This window comes from Streptomyces botrytidirepellens (assembly GCF_003721215.1).
GTDB lineage: Bacteria > Actinomycetota > Actinomycetes > Streptomycetales > Streptomycetaceae > Streptomyces > Streptomyces himastatinicus.
On the sequence record NZ_RIBZ01000209.1, the window covers coordinates 1,901 to 22,563 of the forward strand.

Consider the following 20,663-nt stretch of genomic DNA (forward strand, 5'->3'; position numbering starts at 1 on the left):
GTGGTGCAGCTGAGGCAGGAAGGCCGCCTGGCCACCGAAGCCGAGCTCGAGCAACTCAGGCAGTGGCGTGGCTGGGGGGCCACTCCTGGCCTGTTCGAGACGCGCAAGAACTTCGTCGAGTTGTACCGGGGCGAGCGTGAGGAGTTGCAGGCCCTCCTGTCCAAGGAGGAGTACGCCGCGGCCCGTGCGTCAACGCTGAACGCCCATTACACGAATCCGGTCTACGCGTCGTTGATCTGGACCCGGTTGCTGGCCAAACTCGGTGCGGACTCCGGCGCGAAGATCACGGTGTATGACAACAGCGTGGGCGCCGGCCGACTTCTGGCCGATGCTCCCGCTGATGCACGCCTGATTGGCACCGAGACCGACCCCATCACTGCGGCCATCGCGCAGGCGCTGTTTCCTCACGCGGACATTCGCAACGAGTCCTTCGCCAAGGTGACCTCGCTGGGGGAACCCGTCAATGTGGTCATCGCCAACGTGCCGTACGGGCGGACCAAGCTCAGTGACAAGGTCCACAATCCCGGGCGCCGCCACTCCATCCACAACCACGCCATCCTCCAAGCCCTCGAGCAGCTGACCCCCGGCGGCCTCGCGGCCATCGTGACCTCCCGCTACACCTCCGACGGCACGGACAAAGCCCACGGGGATGCCCGGGCCCGGATGCTGGAGATGGCCGAATTCCTTGGAGCCATCCGGCTGCCGGATGGCGCTCACATGGATGAGGCCGGCACTCCTGTGGTCACCGATGTCCTGTTCTTCCGAAAGCGGCCAGAGGGGGATCAGCCCGGCGCGGCAGGGGAGTGGCTGACCGTCACACCTGTCGAGCTGCCTGCGGCCCGGGCGGGGATCACCACAACGGCCCTCAACATCAACGACTACTTCCAGGCACATCCTGAGATGGTGCTCGGCACCTCCCTCGCCGATGTCCGCCGTCACGGCACCGACCTGTCCGTCCGCGGCCAGGGGGAGCTTGCTGACGGACTGGGAAGGGCCCTGGACCACATCGCCGATACAGCGGTGCACGAGCGGCAGACCCTGATCCCGGCCAGCACGTTCCATGTCGACCTCGAGCTGCTCGACGGCACTCTTCAGGCGCACCCCGACGGAACCTTCACCGAGATCATCAACGGTCGCCCCACTGCGCACGTGCCAGCGAAGACGCAGGCTGAGGAGCTGCGCGCGCTGATCCGTATGCGGGATGTGGTGGTGGCGCTGCTGGATGAAGAGGCGGCGCACCCCGAGAGCACCGAGCGGATGCGGCGGCTGCGCACTGAGCTGAACCGCAGCTATGACGCCTATGTCGCCGCGTACGGGCCGCTGAACCGGTTCAAGCTCCATCAGAGCGAAGGGCCCGACGGGGAGAGCAAGGAGCGGCGTACCTATCCGCGCATGGGCGGGTTCCGGCATGACCCGTACGCGCCGTATGTGTTGGCGCTGGAGCAGTTCGAGGAGGAATCCCAGCGGGCCACGAAGGCGGATCTGCTGCACAGGCGGGTGATTGCTCCTCCGCAGCCGCTCCATAGTGCGCAGAGCGCGGAGGATGCGCTGCTGCTGTGCTGGGACCGGTACAACGAGATCCGCCTGGATGTGATCGCTGACCTGCTCGGTCTCGACGATGAGCCAGCGGCGCGTGAGGCCTTGGGTGAACTGGTCTACGACGAGCCACCGCCCCCGCCCAACACCGGAGAGACCGGCGTAGTCGAATCGACCGGCGAAGATCCTGCGCCCGTCCGTGTGGTGCGGGCGGCCGACTACCTGTCCGGGAACGTGCGCAAGAAGCTGGCAGCCGCGCAGGAAGCGGCCCAGCGAAACCCTGCGTACCGGGTCAATGTCGAGGCGCTGGAGAAGGTCATCCCGCGGGACCTGGAGCCCGCGGAGATCGAGAGCACCTTGGGCACGTCGTGGGTGAGTGCCGCCTATGTGCAGGCCTTTCTGCGCGAGGTCCTGGAGGACGACGACATCGTCGTCAGCAATCTCGGCGCGCGGTGGAGCGTCAAGGGAGGCGACCGCAAGGGCCTGCTGGCTAGCACGACGTGGGGCACACAGCATCGCTCCGCGCAGGAGCTTGCCTCGAACCTGCTGAACAACCAAGACATCGAGATCACCCGCAAGAACGACGACGGTTCGGTCGAGGTGCTGCGTGAGGCGACCGCCTTCGCGCAGGCCAAGGCCTTGCAGTTGGATGAACGGTTTCGGCTGTGGCTGTGGGAGGACCCTGACCGCGCCGAGTACCTGCACCGGTTCTACAACGACCGCTTCAACGCGCGTGTCGACCCGAACTACGACGGGATCCGCATTGCAGCGCCGGGTCTGTCCCAGGCGTTCACGCTCAATCCGCACCAGCATGCCGCAGTGGCGCGGCTGCGGTCTTCCACCACAGGCGTGGGTCTCTTCCACGGCACGGGAGCCGGCAAGACCCTAGAGATGATCGTCGGCGGCATGGAACTGGTGCGCCTGGGACTGATCCGCAAGCCCGTCTACACGGTGCCCAAGGGGGTGCTGGGGCAGTTCCAGCGGGAGTTCCTGCAGGCCTACCCCCGGGCACGGATTCTGGTCGCCGACTCCGAGGACTTGTCGGGCAAGCGGCGCCACCGGTTCGTTGCGAAGTGGTCGACCGGCAACTGGGACGCGGTGATCCTCAGCCACAACGCGTTCAAGAAGATCCCGATGAGCAAGCCTGCGCGGCTGGACTACATCAACCAGCAGATCGAGCGCCTGCAGGCGCACCTGGATAACGCCGACGGCGATGACCGCTTCACGGTCAAGGACATCGAGAACCAGATCGCCACGCTGAAGGAGAAGCTCGAGGACGAGCTCAAGACCCCAGGGGACTCCGGGGTGGAGTTCGAGCGCACCGGATCGTCGTTCGTGTTCATCGACGAGTTCCAGGTGCTGAAGAACCTGCAGGTCATCTCGTCGGTGAAAGAACTTGCCCTGCCCGGCAACCAGATCACCGCGCACTTCGACATGATCCTGTCCTACCTGCGCAAGACGTACGGGTCACGGGTTGCGTGCGGAGCGACCGCCACCCCGGTGGACAACTCGCCGCTGGAGATTCTGTCTGCCACCAAGCTGCTCGCGCCGGAGCTGCTGGAAGAACTCGGCATCATCGAGGACGACCAGTTCGTGTCGACGTTCATCCAGCCGGTGCTGCGGTTTGAGCTCGGTGTCGACGGCCGCTCCTTCTCGACCCGCACCCGCCATGTGCGCTACGTCAACCAGGTCGAGCTGACGCGGGTGCTGGCCAGCTACGCCGATGTGCGGCGCAAGCGGGACTTGCCGTTGGACGAACCGGCCGTCATCGGCGGCACCATGCGGCTGCTGACCAACGAGGCGCCCCCCGAGCTTCGGGAGGTCATGGTCGACCTCGGGCACCGCATGATGGAGATCAAAGCCAAGAACCCCCGTACGAAGTTCAAGAAGAACGGGGACGAGGCAGACGACAACCCTCTGTGGGTCTCCACGGACGGCCGTCTTGCCTCCCTGGATGTCCGGCTGGTCGGCAAGCAGACCAGCCACCGGCAGAAGCTCGACGTTGTCGCCGATGAGATCTACGCGCTGTGGCTGGAGCACCGCCACGACGTCTACTACGACAAGGACGGCAACAAGGAGCCCCACGAAGGCAGCCTGATCTTCGGCTTCTGCGATCTGGGCGTTCCGGCTCCCGACAAGGAATTCGACGTCTACAACGCACTGCGCGACCTGCTTGTGGCCAAGGGCATGCCGTCCAGCCTGATCGAATTCGCGCAGGATGCCAAGAATCAGCAGCAAAAGCGCCGCCAGGACCAGGCCGCCAACGAGGGACGCATCCACGTCCTGCTGGGAGGACGCACGGGCCTGGGCACGGGCCGGAACCTGCAGCGCCGGGCAGTGGCCGTCATCCAGATCGACCCGACATGGAAGGCCACCCCCATTACCCAGAGCCTGGGCCGCGCCAAGCGGCAGGGCAACCAGAACAAGGAAATCCACCACCTCGCCGCAGTCACCCTGGAATCCTACGACCCGTTCCTGTGGCAGAAAGTCGACACGAAGCAGAGCTACGCCGAAGTCATCCTCGACTTCAAGAACAACGTCCGCATCTTCGAAGCCTCTGGCGACGACGACAACGTCATCCCAGCCGGCGTCATCTTCGCAGTCGCCGCCAACCGCCCGGAGCTGGCGGAATTGGACTCCGTCGCAGGCGACCTCGCCCGGCTGAAGCTGAAGCAAACGATGTGGAACGACGAGCAGTTCACCTACCGCGTGATGCAGGAACAGGGCAGCCGACGCCTGGCCGAGCAGCAGGAAAAGCACCGCAACGCCCAACAAGCCCTCGACCGGCGTACCTCCACCCACGGGGATGCGTTCACCATCAGCCTGGGACAGCGGGCCTACAACGAGCGGCGCGAGGCCGGCACCGCCCTGCTGCACCACCTGACCCAGATTGAGCGCCGCGCCACCAACAACCGGCGCGACATCACCCAGCTGGGACACCTCGGTGGCTTCGACCTGTCCGTGAGCACCGAGCCGAGCATGGGCGGACACTTTCTGTCCCTGTTCTTCCACGGCGCCCCAGTTCGCCCCGTAGATCTCGACCCGCGCGATCTCTCCCAGCAGGACCCGGTCGGCCTGATCAGGAAACTTGAGAACGCCCTCGACAGCCTCGAGACTGTCGTCGCCAGCCATGCCACACAGCTCCAGCGCCTGCAATCCAACATCGCCAGGGCCAGCGAACGCGTGGGCCGCCCCTTTGAACACCAGGAAGAACTGGAACGGGTAGCCCGCCGCCACAACGAACTCCAACTCGCCCTGGGGCCCGCGGCCCAGGACAAGACCACGGAGACTCCCCACCAGTTCGACACAGTCGCAGCAGATCCCGTACACGCGGTGCTGGAGACAGCCGACCACGCCGCCGCATCCGCGACACACCCGGCGGCGCCGGAACCCGCCCACCTCCAGCACGAAGCACTACCCGCCCAGGACACCCCTGCCGAGCCCGCCCTCCGCGACGCGGCCCTGGCACCGCCGCAGACCCAACCCGCTCCCTCGAAAGAACCGCACGCGCCCGACGGCACGCCCGAAACACCGACTACCCCTCCCAACAGTCGACCGGCACCATTCACCACACCACAGCAGTGGCAACGGGAACTGGCGGTAGTGGAAAGCGCAGAGCAAGCCCTGAACGCTGCGGCCTGGACCGCCTTCGACGGGCAGGACCTTCCTGCTGCACTGACGAACCTGAACCCCCAGCTGTACACAGCCCTCGTCGCTGACAACGACCAGGACTTCGACGACGCCCAGACCACGCTGAACACCTCTCTGCGGCAGATGGATGACCTGCGGCGAACTCTCACGGACGACCGGCGCACCACCCTGCAACGGCCCTTGAGCGCATTCGCCGACCGCGCGCGCACGTTCCTGCATCGCCACCGCGCTACGTTGCGGCAGGGCGAGGTAAGCCTGGCCGCAGACATCACCGGCAAAGCCCGCATCGGCTTCGAACAGATCATGAACAGCCGCGAGCACGGCGATCACGACACGGAAGCCTCACTCACCAACCTCCCGACGCAGACCACGCCCGGAGCTTCTGACCCAGCTGGCGCGGCTTCGATGGCAGCCGACACTGGTCCCGCAGCAGCGACGCTCCCTTCCACGCTTCCCCCGTTCAACCCCCACGCCTTGCGAGGTGCGTCGCCGCCGACGTCGGCCTCCTCCGCTGAGGATCAGGCACCGGAAGCCCCCACAGGCGATACGCACTCGGCGACGGAGTCCGCACCGTTCGAAGCCCCCGCCGCCATTACCCCCGCGGAGGAGCCGGCGGCGGACGAATCGTCCGCTGTGCCCACCTCGCAAGACGCCACGCCCGGCCAGCAACACCCCCCACCGTGGGTCACGCCGACCCCGCCCGCCTCCGCAGCCGTGCCGGAAGCATCGGCCGAGGCCAGCGAAGACGAGGCCGAAGAGTCTACGCAGCGGCCCGAGTACTACACCGACCGCCTCAGCACCCTGATCGCCGAGCGGCTGCTCGCCGAAGCCCTGCGCGCCGTCGTCGAAGGTCACCCCCAGGCGGCCGCCAGCACCAGCGGCCGCAAGCTGGCCGAGGCGGTCGATCGCTTCCACGACGAGAGTTGCCAGCTGCGCCAGCGCCGCCTAGAGGGCTGGCGCATCTCTCCCAGCGCCTCGATCGTGACTCCCGCGTGGTGGTGCACCGCCATCGCCGAAGGGATCAAAGCGTTCGGCAGTAACTCCGCCGCCACCGACCTCAAGCGCCTGGCACGTCTCGCCGCGCTGCACGAGGAGCGCTGGTCCGCCACCCTGGCCAACTTCGCTGCCCTCGACCAGTGGGATCAATCCGCCGAGCCCACCGCGGACCCGGGCGCCGGCGACAGCGGCCGCGAGTACGTGCGCCTGGACGACCTCGACCTGAGCGGCACGTACACGGTGGGCACCGAGCCCATCGCCGCACACACCCTGCTGCACAAGCTCATGGAGGAGAGCCCCGACCTGCTGAGCATCGTCAGCTCGGGCCGCCACCTCACCGCTCGGCGTCGCGACCACTCCAGCCTCGACGCCCGTTTCCTCGGCGTCGCCCGCAGCGCCCCCGCCCCAACACCGACCACGCCTGGAGTTCCAGAGCCAAGCAGCCCCGTAGGCGATATGCGGCCCCAGGAGGAGGCCGCACCGCTCGACGCTCCCGCCGCCAACGGCCAGGAAGGTGCTGAGCGAGGAACACAGGGCCCTGCGGAAGAGGCAGGCCTCGCGCAGGGTCTCGGCAACCCGGAGCAGGCGTCCACGGCGGACGCACCCGCTGCGGCGCTTCCGACAGAGGCAGCAGCGCCCGAGCCCCCGGCACGGTCTGCCCCCGCAGACCCCCTCGCCGAAGGGGACAAAGGCCTCACCCACATGCCGAACGAACCCACCGTGACTACCGGCCCCCGCGACCCTCAGGAATCAGCAGACCTCGCTCAGGAAAACCGACCTGCCCGCACCGAGCACCGCTTCACCTCGGTGGCCTCCGCGCGCAACCACCTGAACAACGGGGTTCGCGACCCGCGCTGGAAGCAGCCGCCGCGCGCCCACAACGGTGTCGCGGTGAAGGGCGCCACCAAGCGCGAGAAAGCCCAGGTCCGCATCGACACCTACTCGGCCCGCCGGGACATGGACTTGGCCCGCAACTCGCAACTGTCCGCCTTGGGAAACTTCCTGATAACCCGCGAGGGCAAAGGCAAGTGGGACGTTTACCACGTCGCCTCGGGCACCATCATGACCGATCGGGCGGCATACCGAACCAGCTCCGACGCACTGGAGTTCGCGAACGAGTTGGAAGACGCCCGCGACGTCCGGGGCCGTCCCATCGATTGGGGAGCACCTCACATCGGCGACCTGTTGGGCCTGGCCGACGGGCGAAGCGAGCTCGAAGCGGCGATTGGCCGGGGCCGCCAGCACACGTCGACGGCGACCGCCCCAGAAGTACCGGAACAGTCCTCCAGCGCCTCCCAACAGCCAGAGCGGTCGACGGGGACCGCAGAAGGCACGACCGAGGAGTTGCCACTCTCCTCCGCAGAAGATCAGCCGACACAGGATGCTCCTGCGCCCGACAAACCGGCCGACGCCGCGGAGGTCCGGGCGCCGCAGGTGGTGCCGGTGTTCACCACGCACAAGCAGTGGAAGGACGCATTCGCCCGGGTCGAGGCCGCTGAGATCGCACTGAACCAGGCCGCCGGCACCATATGGGCGCAGGACGCCGTCCCCCACACGTTCAGGCAACTGCGCAAGCACCTGTTCGCCTCGGTCGCGGCCATGGAGAACGACGAGTTCCACGACACCGAAATCTTGCTGGCCCAGAGCCTCCAGGAGGCGGAACGGCTGCTGCGCACCCTACACGGCGGCGACCGCTCCACCATGGCACCGCCCCTGACCACGTTCGCGAACCTGACACGGACGTTTCTGGCCAGCCACCGGACCACACTCGCCCAGCTTGACGCGCAGGACGACCTCGCCCGCAACATCAAGGCCACCGCACGCGCCCAGTTCGAAAAGTTCATGAGCAGGTGGAGCGCGCAGAACCCCGAGGCAGCCCAGGCTCCGAGCGGCGGTGCCGACGACGACACCGTGCGCGCCGACACCGCCGTCGCACGTGCACCGCAACAGCCCGCCGGACCGTCGAGCCCGGGCACGTCCGATACCGACACAGCTGCCCCCGGCACGGCCGCTCCCGGCGCGGGCGACCGCGAGAGCAGCGATGTCCCGCAGGCGGAGCCGGCAGACGCGGTTGCCCCGTTCCGTACGCACGATGACGTCGCCGCAGCCCTCGCCCGCCTGGAGGGGCCGCTGCGTTCGTGGACCGTCACCGGTCTCCGTGACGACCTGTTCATGCGCGGCTCCCGCACCGAGTCTCACCAGCGCGCCGATGCGATCGAGAACCTGCGTCGGCCCGGCCGGACGGGCCAGCTGAAAGTGCGCGAACTGCGTGAAGCCCTCAAAGCGGCGGACGCCATCCTCGAAGAGATCGCGGAGCGGCCGGGCGCCGACTACTCCGGCCGGGCCAAACCCGCCCTGACCGAACTGCGCGATCAGCTGCGGGTGATTCTCGCGCGGGCCGCGCAGACCCGTCAGGAGAGGAGCCGCCCTGCTCCCGCACCTAGCCCGGCCCTCCAGCCGGATGCCGACGCCGCACCGGAGGCGGCGCGTGACGCCCGCCTGGGGGCGTACCCTCCGGCGAAGACGCGGTGGGTGATCGCCGAAGACCGGCCGGAGCCCTACCGGTCGGAGCCCGACGCTCCGTCCTCCGCCGTGGGGGAGCTGAACTCCCTGGTGGTGCGCGCTCGCGACGACATTCCCAAGGAACCGTCCGCCGGCTCTGCCCCTGAATTCGTGCAGGCCCTGGCCGAGTTCAATGAGGCATGGGAGGCGATCAACAGGCTCGCCGGCGATGACTGGGCCGCCGGGCTGCAGGCCTACGCCCGCGCCCAGGTCGCCACGCGAGCCCTGGCCGGGCGTAGGGAGTTCGGGACGACGATGACGGGCAGGTTGCGTCACCTGGCCCGCCGTGCCGCGCTGCACATCGATCGGCTGGCCCACACCCCCCTGGATGAGCCGGACGACGTCTGGATCGAGGAGCTGGCCACCTCCGCCTACGAGCCCTACACCACGAGCGAGGAGATCACCCAGGCCCTGGCAGCCCTCCGCGAACGGGCCTCCAGCGAGCTCAGCCGCGCACGGCTGGATGCGGCCCTCATCCCGCGGGGCGAGCGCGCCCATCTCGCGGCCATGCACGGCCTGGCCCGCGCGGTCTTCACCTCGCCGGTGTCCAGCAGCGGCACCGGTGGCGCGCTGCACACCTACCTCGGGCGTCTGGCCCACACCCTGCTCACCAACCCCGGTATCGCCTACGAGCCGCTGCGGGGCTCCAGCCGTCCCCTGCAGGCCGTCTACCGCGACCTGCCCCCGGCCGAGCCGTTCACCAGCCCCGACGGTGTGGTGGATACCGCCAGGTTGGAGCAGGCCCACGAGAACGTGACCTCCCGGGCCAAGAGCGCGGCGAAACAGTGCCGCAAGCAGAAGGTCTCGGCCGCCGAGCGGCGGCTGGCCACCGCGTGCACCGAGATCCAGCGGCGGCCCCTTACCGCGTCCGACGGTCACATCCACGCCTTCTGGCCGCACCTGCTGGCGACCGCCGCCGGCCTGGCCCGCCAGGTCATGCGCGAGCACAACGACGAGGGGGAGTACGCCTACCTGGAACAGGACTTCTCCGACTTCGCCGAAGCGGCCATGGGGTACGCGCGCCGCCTGCACAGCACCCTGATCGAGGAAGAGGGCGCTCTCGAGGAGGAACTGCAGGCCCTCACGCGCGCCGCACTCGCCGACCAGAGGCTTCTTGCGGCCCTGGGCACGCCCGCATCCGCACTGACCGATCACGCCCCCGTGCCGTTCGCCCCGGCACTGAACACCTGGCTCGCCGAACGGGCCGAGACGATGTCCCCGCTGCTGCGGCACACCCTGGCCGCGGATACGACTCCGACCGGATTCACCGGCGCCTTCGGTCGCCTGGAACGAACGCTGGCCGAAGAGGCCACCGGCACCGGCGGCACCGAGGTGCCGCGCACCGGCCGGCGCCTGCCCCTCCCGCCGCAGTGGCAGCAGCACGCCACGACCGTCAACACCTTCCTGGACGCGGCCGCCGCCGACCCGCACATCACCAGCCTCGTGATCAGCAACAACCCCGCCAACAGCATCATCCTCAACGAGGTCCGCGACTGGATCGAAGAACGCATCGGCAACCAGCTCCTCGAGCCCGGGACGCCCGGGGACCAGAACCTCTCCCACGCGTTCTTCGGCGACCCGGACACGCTGGACTCTCTCGTCACCCACCTCACCGCCCAGACTGCCCAGACGGCACGCACAGCCCTGATCCCCGAGCCCACCGACCTGTTCGCTGTGCAGAAGGGGCAGGAGCTATTTGTCTGCCGCGGCCGGGATCTGGAGGAGCGGCTCGGCCCGGGCCACAGGATGAAGCTGCTGCCCGCCGACGGGGCGTACGCCCTGTGCCTGCCCGACGACCGCCATGTCGGCACCCTGCAGGCCCTCCCGCAGCAGGAGGCCGAGCAGTTCGCGGCCGCCACCCAGGACCACATGCCCAACCAGGCCACGGCCCTGCTCCACGATCAGGCAGAGAACTGGCCCGGTCTGATGGCGCTCGATAGGCCGGTGCGCGACGCGCTCGTCGCCTTCGCCGCCCGCCAGCCCGGCAGCCTGCCGGAAGCCGCACCACCGCAGATCGCGATCACGGTCAACGAACCGGAGCCGGGGGAGTGGGACCCGGAGCTCCTTCACCCCACGCCCTACCCGCCCGGATCCACGGCCGTGCAGAGCGCCCACACCCTCCTTTTCAACATCGGCCAGTGGCTCGACACCCACGGCGAACTGCTCGAGGAGCTTGTGCGGAGGCCTGCCGAGGAAGCCCGGGAGGCGGTGGAGGAGGCCGAATCCGGTCTGCCCGAGGCGGGCGGCAACGGCGGTCCCGCCGAGCACTGGCTGGACATCGCCGTGGCCGGCCAGTGGCTGCGAGTGATCCACCAGCGCCTGACCGACAACGACACCGCCCGCCCTGTGCACCAGGCGCTCCAAGACCTCGCCACAGTGCTGCGCTCGGTGGACAACTACCTCTCGCGGGCCGCCGCCCGGGGCATTCCCGCCCGCAGCAGCACGGAGCTCGCGGCAGCAGCCGCGGCCGCCCCCACGCCGTACGCGCAGGCCCAGGACGCCACGGCCGCCCTGGCCGGTCTCCAGCAGACCTGGCGCGACTGGGCCCAGGAGCTGGGCCCCATCGAGCAGCTGAGCTCCAGCGAGGAGCTCGTCGACGATGTGCAGTACGCGGTCATCCGCCTGCACGCCCTGCTGGACGACCCGAAGCCCGGTGCCACGCCCAACGGCTGGTACGCCCTGATCGCGCAGGCCGGCGACATCGCCCGGGCCGAATCCCGCAAGGCCTCCGACCAGCTGCTCGGGTGGGCGAGCCTGGCCGACGCCATCGAGGAGATGCGTAACCGGTGGGCAGCCACCATGCGCCATGCCCCGGACGTCGCCGCGGACGCGGCACGCCAGAGCGGGGTGCTGCACCTGACCAGGCCCGAGCTGGCACCGGAGAACCCGCCCACCGACGCCGCGTGGTTCGCGGCCCGGCACACCCGCCTCATCAACCTCGCCCAGCGCCTGAGGGACACAACGCGAGGACTGCGCGCCGAGGACCGCCTGGGCGAGGCCATCTTGCTGCGGCTGATCGACCTCGTCGTCGACCAGCACGCCGACATCACCGAGAGCCTGTCCCCGGTGCTGCCCGCCCTGCTGCACGAAATCAGCGAGCGCGCACTCCAGGTCTGGCACGTCCAGCACGCCGAGGGCCACCGCGATCACGGCGACCTCCTGGTGTCGCTGAGCAACATCGCGAGCCGGAACGCCCGCATCGTGCAGACCGTCGTCGACGAGGCCGACCCGCAGGTGCGTCAGGAAGTCGACGCACTCGCCGCACAGGCCGCGGCCGACGAGCAGCTGATGGCCACCATCACCTACACCGCCTCCCCGGCCGCCGAGGTCCCCCAGGCGCCCGCGCTGTGGGCGTGGCTCGAAGCGCGGGAAGCGGAGATGTCACCGCGTCTGCAGCGGGCTCTGCACAGCGACAAGGGTCCCATGGGCGACTTGGTCGGCCTGTTCGGCTCGATGTGGCACTCCCTGCGTGCCGCCGCCTCGGGGGACGCCACATCCCCGGGTCCTCTGCCGTCCGCAGGCACTGACCTGCCCGCGACCTGGCAGGAGTGGACGACGGAGATCGCCGCTCTGGCGGATGCGGTCAGCGCTGACATCGACGTTCGGCTGCGCCTGGGCGCCAGCCTCGGCGACGACCCAAAGGATCTGATCAGCGGTTTCACCGAGCAGTACCTCGCTGCCGGACAGGACCTGCTGCCCGCCGGGCTGCTCGAGCTGTACTTCGCCGAAGACGACGAACCCACCACTGCCGCCGACACCCTGCACAGCTACCTGCTCCGCGAAGTCACCGCGCGCCTGACGGTCGCGGCCGCCACCGAAACGCCCGCGCCCGGGGCCCCGGTTGTGGCCGCCGAGCTGGCTGCGTGGCGCCTTGCGGACCCGCAGGGCATGGGCGAGGGGGAGGAGCCTTACCCCGACCAGGCCGCGGCCCGCACCGGGGCCCTGCGCGTCCTGGCCGCCCTGGGGGAGTTCACCCGCACCTGGAGCGGACGCCAGTACCTCAGCGAGAAGGCCCTCAAGGACATCACCGACGAGGCGGCCGCCGTCCTGTGGCAGGACGCGACCGGCCCGCAGTTCGCCACCCTGCCCGAGGCAGCCCAGTGGTGCTACCGGCTGATGGACCTCGCCCACACCTTCCAGTTCCGCCTCGAAGACGACAACATCCGCGAGACCACGGTCAGCGAACTGGCCGCGGCCGCCTACGACCACGTCTCCCGCATGCACCTGACCGCCGAGACTGTGGCCGGTGACGCCACATGGCCGACCGGGTCCGAGGACAGCGAGCAGCGCCGGGCCCGCACCCTCGCCCAGGCCATCGGCGCACACATGCCCGCCTCCCAGCTGATGCGCACCGCCGCCGGCGACACCTGGGACGAGACGATCACCTACACCACAGCCGAGCTGTACGCGCTCGCCCGGCGCACTGGTGCCGATGCCCCGGTTTGGGAGAACGGCGTGCTGAGCCTGACCGGGCGCGACGGCGGGCGGCAGGTCTTCACGCCGGTGGGCGAGCAGTCCACGGACCACATGACGCTCAACCGGCGGCGCCCCTTCCGGCAGACGTTGGAGGAGCTCGCCCAGGCCTTCGAGGCCACTACGGCCGTGCCGATCACCACGGAGGCCGAATTCAGTGCTGCGGTGGCGGCGCTGGGGGAGTTGCACAAGGCCGCGACGCGTCACCTGCTGTTCCTGCTGGCCGACACCGACCGCGAGCAGGTCACCGCGTTCGAAGAGGCTATGCCCTCCCTCGGCGGGGGCCGCGCCTGGCACGTCCAAGCTACTGCCGCGAGCGCGCTGGGAGACGCCGCCGGACAGGCCCGCCAAGCCGTCGAAAGCCTGATCGGGCGGCACGGCAGTCGTCACACCGCCGTGCCCGCCCACCACGCTCTCCAGCTCGTCGCGACCGCTGCCGACCGGCTGTCCCAGCGGCTGGCGCCGCAGCAGATCACCACCACCGGTGAGACGTACGCGGAGCAGGACATGCGGCACGCCCAGGAGAAGATCACGGCACTGGCCTATCTCCTGCAGCACCTGCCTCACCCGGACACCGAACCCGCAGAGCTGAACCGGGAATTGGACACGGCGCTGCGTGTGTGTGCCGGGCACCGGGACGTGGGCGGGGCGGCCGGCGAGATCCACCGGTACCGGCGGCTCGCGGACGCGGCCAAGGCCCTGACCGCAGGGCGTAGCGGCAGCCGGGCACAGTGGGCCCGCGAGCTGGAGAAGGCCGCCAGCGGCCACGCCGACCGGCTCACCCGCCATCTGGCCACACTGCCCACCGACGAGCGCCACCCCCGCGCCCGTCCGGCGCCCGCCCCGGACCCGCAGGCCGCGACCCCGGTGCCGCCGGGCGCGCAGCCCTACCCTGATGCGGCGGCCGCACGCACCGCGCAGGAGAACCTGCTGGCACTGGTGTACGCCGTGGTGGTCGACGCCGAAAAGCCCCACCGCGTGGGCAACGCGCCCATGGTGCTCGCCGGGCTCATGCAGGCCCGCGACCGGGGAGTGGCCTACAGTGATCACGCCGCCCTGGCCACATTCGCCGAACAGGCCCAGGGCACCGCCCGGTTCCGCCGCCACAATCGGATCGACAACGGCATCGCCCTCGACGCCGCGGCGCAAGCCGCCGCAGCACACGGGGAGCGCCTGGCCGCCACCGAACGCGACGCCGATCCGCATCTGCAGCTCGCCCTGCTGGAGCTGCGGGCCCGCCTGGAAGCCGACGAGGCGCTGATCGCGCACGCCGAACCCGGCGCTGCCCCTGAGATCGCCGAGCAGGCCATCGGGGTCTGGCTCACCGGTCAGGAGTGGCAGGAGGGCCTGCCGGAGAAGCAGGTCCAGCTCCTCGAAGAGGCCGTCGGCCGTGCCGGGAGCAACCTCCTGAGCGCAGGGCCGCTCGGCAGCTGGTGGGAGTCGGTTAAGGCGGCGCGCCCTGCGGCCATCGCCGCGGCGCTTAAAGCAGAGTTCCCCGACGGCACGGTGCGCCGCAACATCACCGCCTTCCGTAACGGGCGCGGCCCGCTGCTGGAACAGGTCGAGAAGGTCCTGGCCCTCGACACCATCCGGGAGAGGCTGTCCACCCCCACCACCGACGATCTCGGTGCCGGCTCGCTGCGTCGCGCGGCGCGGATCCTGGCCCGCGACGACAGGCTGGAGGAGCGCGAGAACGCCTACCGGGCCACCCTCGACCTGGCCCGAGCTGCCCGTTGCCTGTGGGAGCACGCCATACGTGTCGAGCTGCCCTGGTCCGACCGCGACACCATCCTCGCCCTGCGCGAAACCGCATCGTCCATGGCAGCCGACTGGGTCGCCTCCGCCAAAGACGACCGGGCCCGCGCGCAACTCTTCCGCAAGGGTGAACAGGTTCCGCTGTGCCCGCCCTCCCCGGCCACCGCGCCCCTGGGCAAGGCCACCTGGGCTGAGCGAGCCCTGGCCCGGGTCCTCGACGACAGCGGGCTCACCCCCGGTTCGTGGGGAGGCGATGGATACACGCTGCGGCCGCGCGTCGACGGAAGCATCGCGATCACCATGACGATGATGCCGTACGAGGCGCCCAACCAGCGCGACGAACGCATCCACCACCTGCGGACCCTGGGCTGGAAGCCGAGCACCGTCGCCGAGGACCATCCGCGCAGCGCCCACCGCGGCGAAGCCCGCCAGGTCACCGTCACCGTCCCGCAGGGCCTGGACGCGGAGCGGCAGCAGCTCGCCAGCGAGATCCGCGCCGTTCTGGACGCCAAGCGCTCCCGGCTGGAGCCCGGCGAGACCTACCAGGTGTACCCGGCCACGGAGCGGGACTTCCCCGGCGCCAGCACCACCACGGCCGTCGTCGCCCACGGGCGCATCACCCTCGACCGCGATCTCAGGGCTTCTGGATACGTCACCGAGCGGCGCGGCGACGGTGCCGTGGTGGTGCGTCGGCCCGAGGGAGCCGTGCCCGTCGGCGATCACACTCCCGCCGCCGACGCCCGGCCCGCTGCCGTACGGCTCGGCGTCATCGCCACCGCCATGGGCCCCCTGCACAGCCAACTCACCGGGCTGCTGGCCCCCCTGGACATCAGCCACCCGGATCTCGTCTCCATCGAGGGCTTTGACCGGCTGTGGGACGAGCTGGCCGCCCTCGACCAGGACTTCCCGCTGGCCAGCAACCCGCCCGGGCCCCTGGGCCAGTCAGCGCGGCGCCACGCCCTGCACGGCACCGGCGTCTACCGCATGCTGGAGCAATTGCAGGTTGAACACGGGGCCCGGGGCGAGGCGCTCGAACGCGCCCTCGTCGAGGTGCACGGCGAGGGAAGCGGCGACTTCGTTCGCGCCCGCGCGGCGCGGCTGCGGCATCTGGTCGAGGACTATGCCCAGGGTCATAGCGCCTGGGCGGTATCAGAACTGACCAACCCCAGCCGCCCCTGGGCCGAGCACCGCGAGGCCGCCACCGACCACCAGGCCACGGCGGAGGCCGCGCCCACATCGGCGCTACAGGGCGGCCCGTCCGGGCAGGCGCAGCCCGAGGCTCCCTCCCCGGGCCACGAGACAGATCCTGGCGCTTTCGAGGAGAGGCTGGCGGATCCGGACGGCCCGCCGGCCGACGTTCAGGCCACTGGGAACGACCTGGAAGAACTCTCGCCCGCAGGGGCTGCCCGCCACGCGGCCCCTGCGGACGAGACCCCCGCAGACAGCCGGGAGATCGGCACCGATCCGGCCTTGCGGCAGGCGTGGACGGAACTGATGTCGCGCGCTGTTGGCGACGAGGCACTGCTTACTGCCGTGGCCGCCACCGAGCCTGACCGCGGCCCCACCCCGGCCCTGATCCGCAGCGGCGCCTGGGACTGGCTCATCGCCCACGCCACCGCGCCACTGGTCGACCGGCTCCTGGCCGACACCTCCCCGACATCGGTGAGCCAGTGGCTCAGCGATGCCTGGACCCAGCTAGCGACAGCCGCAGCGGACCGCTTGCAGCAGTCCGAGACCAGCCGAGCCCCACGTACCTGGGACACTCCTGCCGCATGGCGCTGGAGCGCCTTCGAATCACTGCGTGCCGCGATTGCCCACACCGAGGTCGGACGAGCACGCACCGACCGTGACCACCAGAAGCCGTGGGACGCTCTCAACTCGGCGTTCCGCTACGCCCACCCGGTCGAGCACACCCTCCTGCAAAACATCCACCGCGCCGTGTTTGCTGTCCACCACACGGCACCTGGCGATCCCGACGGGCTGATGCTGCAGGCGCGGATGGCGCTGCCCGCGGCGCGCACCTATGCCGCCTTCGTCCACGACTCCCCGTGGGCGGAGGAGTTCGCGCCTAAGGCAGACCAGGCCCTTGAGCGGATCCCGCGACTGCTGGCGTGGATGGAGATCACGGCGGCCGTCCCGGACGCCTGGGATGACCTCGATGCACGCATCAACCACCGCGATCCCAACCGCCACGAGCTGGAAGAGCGCCATCGCGCGCGGCAGTCCACGACCTGGGCCGCAGCTCGTGCGGCAGCGCTTGAGCTGGATGGCTGGAGCGCCTACCAGGAAGAAGACACCGGAGGTGCCCTCACTGGCGCGGAGCTCACCCCTCAACTAGCGGCGCTCCTCGCCTCCGGCGGTGTGCTGGATACCGATTCCGATGGGGCGCTGGTGGTACACACCCCCAGCAAGCCCTACCCGCTGGTGTTCACCCCCCTGACCGGCGCCGAAGCACTCGCCGTCTTCGCGCAACGGGTCCCCGCCATCCCCCAGCCCCAGGGCACCGTAGTCCGCTTCGCCGACGCGGACGCGCTCACCGCCCACTGGACCAGCACCTCGCCCGAGCTCATCGCCCCCGCCCAGAGCGACCTCACCCCGGAACGACGCCAGCAGCTCCACAGCCTGGCGCAGCGCTCGGGCCTCGCCATGGAAGGCCGCCTCGCGCTGGTACCCGACAGCGAGGGCGACGGCTACCGCCTGTACCTGCCTGGCGCCTGCACTGTTGTGCCCGGAACCGAGGACGCTCCCGCCTTCCCCACGCTCGACGCCGCTCGCACCGCCGCCCGCACGGTACAAGGCATCACCGGCACCGACGCTGAGCCGTACCCGTTCGACGCGCCGCTGGCCGGACCGCTGAGCCGCGTCTGGCGCGACGGGAACGGCCAGCTGCTCGCCCGGGCCGTCACCCGTGCCCTGGCCGACCACAGCATCGACGCCCCGCTGGGTTTGACGGATTACTTCGCCGAGCGTCTGCGGGTTGAGGAGGAGCGGGAGGAGGCACTCGCCACCGCGGCGGAGGCCGCCGGCACACAGGGCCTCACGGAGCGGCTGACCTGGCGTGCGCTCGGCAGGCTGGATGGCAGCAACAGTGACCAGGTGGCGATCCGTGTGCCGGTCGACGCCGAGCTGTTGGAGCACCTCGATGGCGACACCGACGGGCTGGATGGCCAGTCGATCACCCTCTATGGCACCCAGCCGAAGTGGCACACCGACGCCTCCCAGCACTTCTACGAGCTTCCCGTCGGTCCCGACGGCCTGCCCCAGGCAACCTACAGCGGATGGTTCACCGGCCGCAGCTGGGCCAGCGACGACGGACGCAGCGGTGACGCCTCTCAGGTGCGCGTGGCGCCCCGAGCCCCTATCGCTGCCTCCCCGCCCCTGCCCCAGCAAGTGCGGACCCTCGCGCGGAATCTGCGCGCGGCCTGGCCCAGCCTGCCGGAGAACATCGACAAGGGGCGGCCCCGCGGCCAGCGGCGCGCCGAGCACACCTCCCGCCGCGGCCGTGCCGCCCTGAAAGCACTGATCGACGGTGCGGTGACTACCGGCAGCGTGCGCGAGGACCTGCTGCGCATAGCCGCCGACCTGGCCACGCTGGCCGAGGACTTCGACCGCGGCGCCGACCACCCCGACCGCGAGACGCATGTCAGCGCCGCCCAGCAGGCGATGGGTGTGCGCACGGAGTTGCTTGAGGCGCTGGAACGGATCGATCACCCGTATCGGCCCTTCAACCCCGACAAGGCTCCGGTCGTACCGCCCCGCATCCCCGCACCCACCGGCGGGCAGTGGATCTTCCCGTGGGAAGCAGAAGTGGGCCACCAGGTCAAGGCCTGCGGCACCCCGGTGGGGGACCCCACCGGCACACTCAGCGTCACCGGCACGCTGCAGGCATGCCGCTACCACGTTCTACGGCACGATGGCCGGGACGTACGCGGCAGCACGATCGTGGTCACTGACGCCGACGGCACGGACATCGAGCTCCACGTGCCTGAACCGCAGATGATCGAGCACCTCCCACAGCCGGTCTCATCCGCCCACGGCTGGACTGCCCCGCAGGGAGAACTTCATGGGGAGCCGAGTGTTCCTCTCGTCGAGGAAGACCTGTCCGTAGTCGAACGCGTCCTAGCCAGTCGTGTCGCCAACGACCGAGCCCGATCCCACGCCGCGCCGCCACAGATGGGTCCTGCCACCGCATCCGTCCAGAAGGACAAGAACACCGCAGAAAAGGACAGCGAGACTGCACACCCCTACGCGAACGGCCGCGAGTGGCGTGACCACCTCGCCGAGGTGCCCGTCTCTCCACTGGACTGGGAGGCCGACCAGGAACTGGCCGATGCTTTCCGGGCCACCGACCCGGTATCGCACGCACTGCTGTACACCACCGGGCTCGCCGATGAGACCTTGAGCCCGGGCAACACACCGGCACCGCCGGAGACCACCCTTCCCTACGCCTTCCGGCTCGCCGACGCCGCCGACGCGCTCCACACGTTCCTCACCGAACGTGACGCCCCCGCCCAGGTCCGGAGCCGCGTCCACCAGTGGGCGACGGTGATGCGTCAGAGCGCCCATCGCCTGCAGCAGACCGCTGCCGAGGGACACTGGGACCACCTGTCAGCCCCACAGCGCCAGGCGGCTTCGCCCAGGGCTCGGGACGAAAGCGCCACACGGCGCACGCAGCGCGCCGCACGCGCGCAGCTGTTCACCGCAGACCCCTGGCGCCTCTATGCCCCTGTTGGCTCCGGCGATGCGGCGCCCTGGGAGGGTCGCGACGTCACCCACGCCGTGCGCTCACTCATCGCGGCCGGTGGACTGGCTTACACCGACACCGATGGCGCCATCTTTCTCGAACTCCCCCCGCGGCCGGGCACGGTGCGCTCGCACCGCTTGGTCTTCACCCCCCTCGAACCCCAGGCAGCCCTCGAGTACCTGGCCGGTCAGCCGCGCTTCGCTGCCCCATCGGCAGGGGATGAGCGGCGGTTCGAGCTCGCCGAGGACCTTATCGACCACCTGCGCTCCGACAGCTTGGAACTCGCCGAACCCGGCGAGAACTCCCTCACCCCGGAGCGGGCAGCCCACCTTGCCGCCATCGCTGAGCCCGGCGGGCTCCTCCTGACCCCGAGCGGGAATCTCGCCGTCTACCAGCACCCGGACGACGGGCAGTGGCACATTGCCTTCCCCGGCCCCATGGCCGACCTCCCCGGCACGCCGCCGATCGGGGACCGGCGCACCGCGCTGCGGTTCGCTGCCCGCGCAGAGGAGGCCCTCGACGGGCCCAAGCGAAGCGCCGCGTTCCCCTTCACCTCACCGCTCGCCGGCCACGTCGCGCGGCTGTGGCGTACCAGCACCGGTGACACGGTGAGCGAGGCCGTACGGCGCCTGGCCGTCGAGGACCTCGCGCTGCCCGCTGACGCAGAGCTCGACGGCCAGGAGCCGCGCGCCCGTCAGGATGAGGAGATCGCTGCGGGATTCACCGTGCTCTCGCCCGTGCGGACGCTGGAGGCCGGTGACCGGATCAGCTTCCGCCACCAGGTCACCACTGCCGACCTGGAGGCCAGCCGGTTCCGTGACTCGGTGCCCGAGATCGGGCAGTGGGTCACGGTGCGAGGCACGGTTACCGCGGCTTGCAGCCTGCAAGAACGCACCGACGAAGCGGGGCGGCCGCTGGATCTGCAACACGTGATCAGCCTTCAGGA

General features: G+C 70.1%; 1 protein-coding gene (cut by a window edge). It reads left to right on the forward strand.

Annotated elements, in window-relative coordinates; translation table 11 throughout:
- Positions 1-20,663: the 5' portion of a UvrD-helicase domain-containing protein gene (locus tag EEJ42_RS16075; protein WP_148081971.1), read on the forward strand. The gene runs 16,624 nt beyond the window's last position; 20,663 of the gene's 37,287 nt are visible here — the first part of the coding sequence; the start codon lies at positions 1-3; its stop codon lies beyond the right edge, outside the window.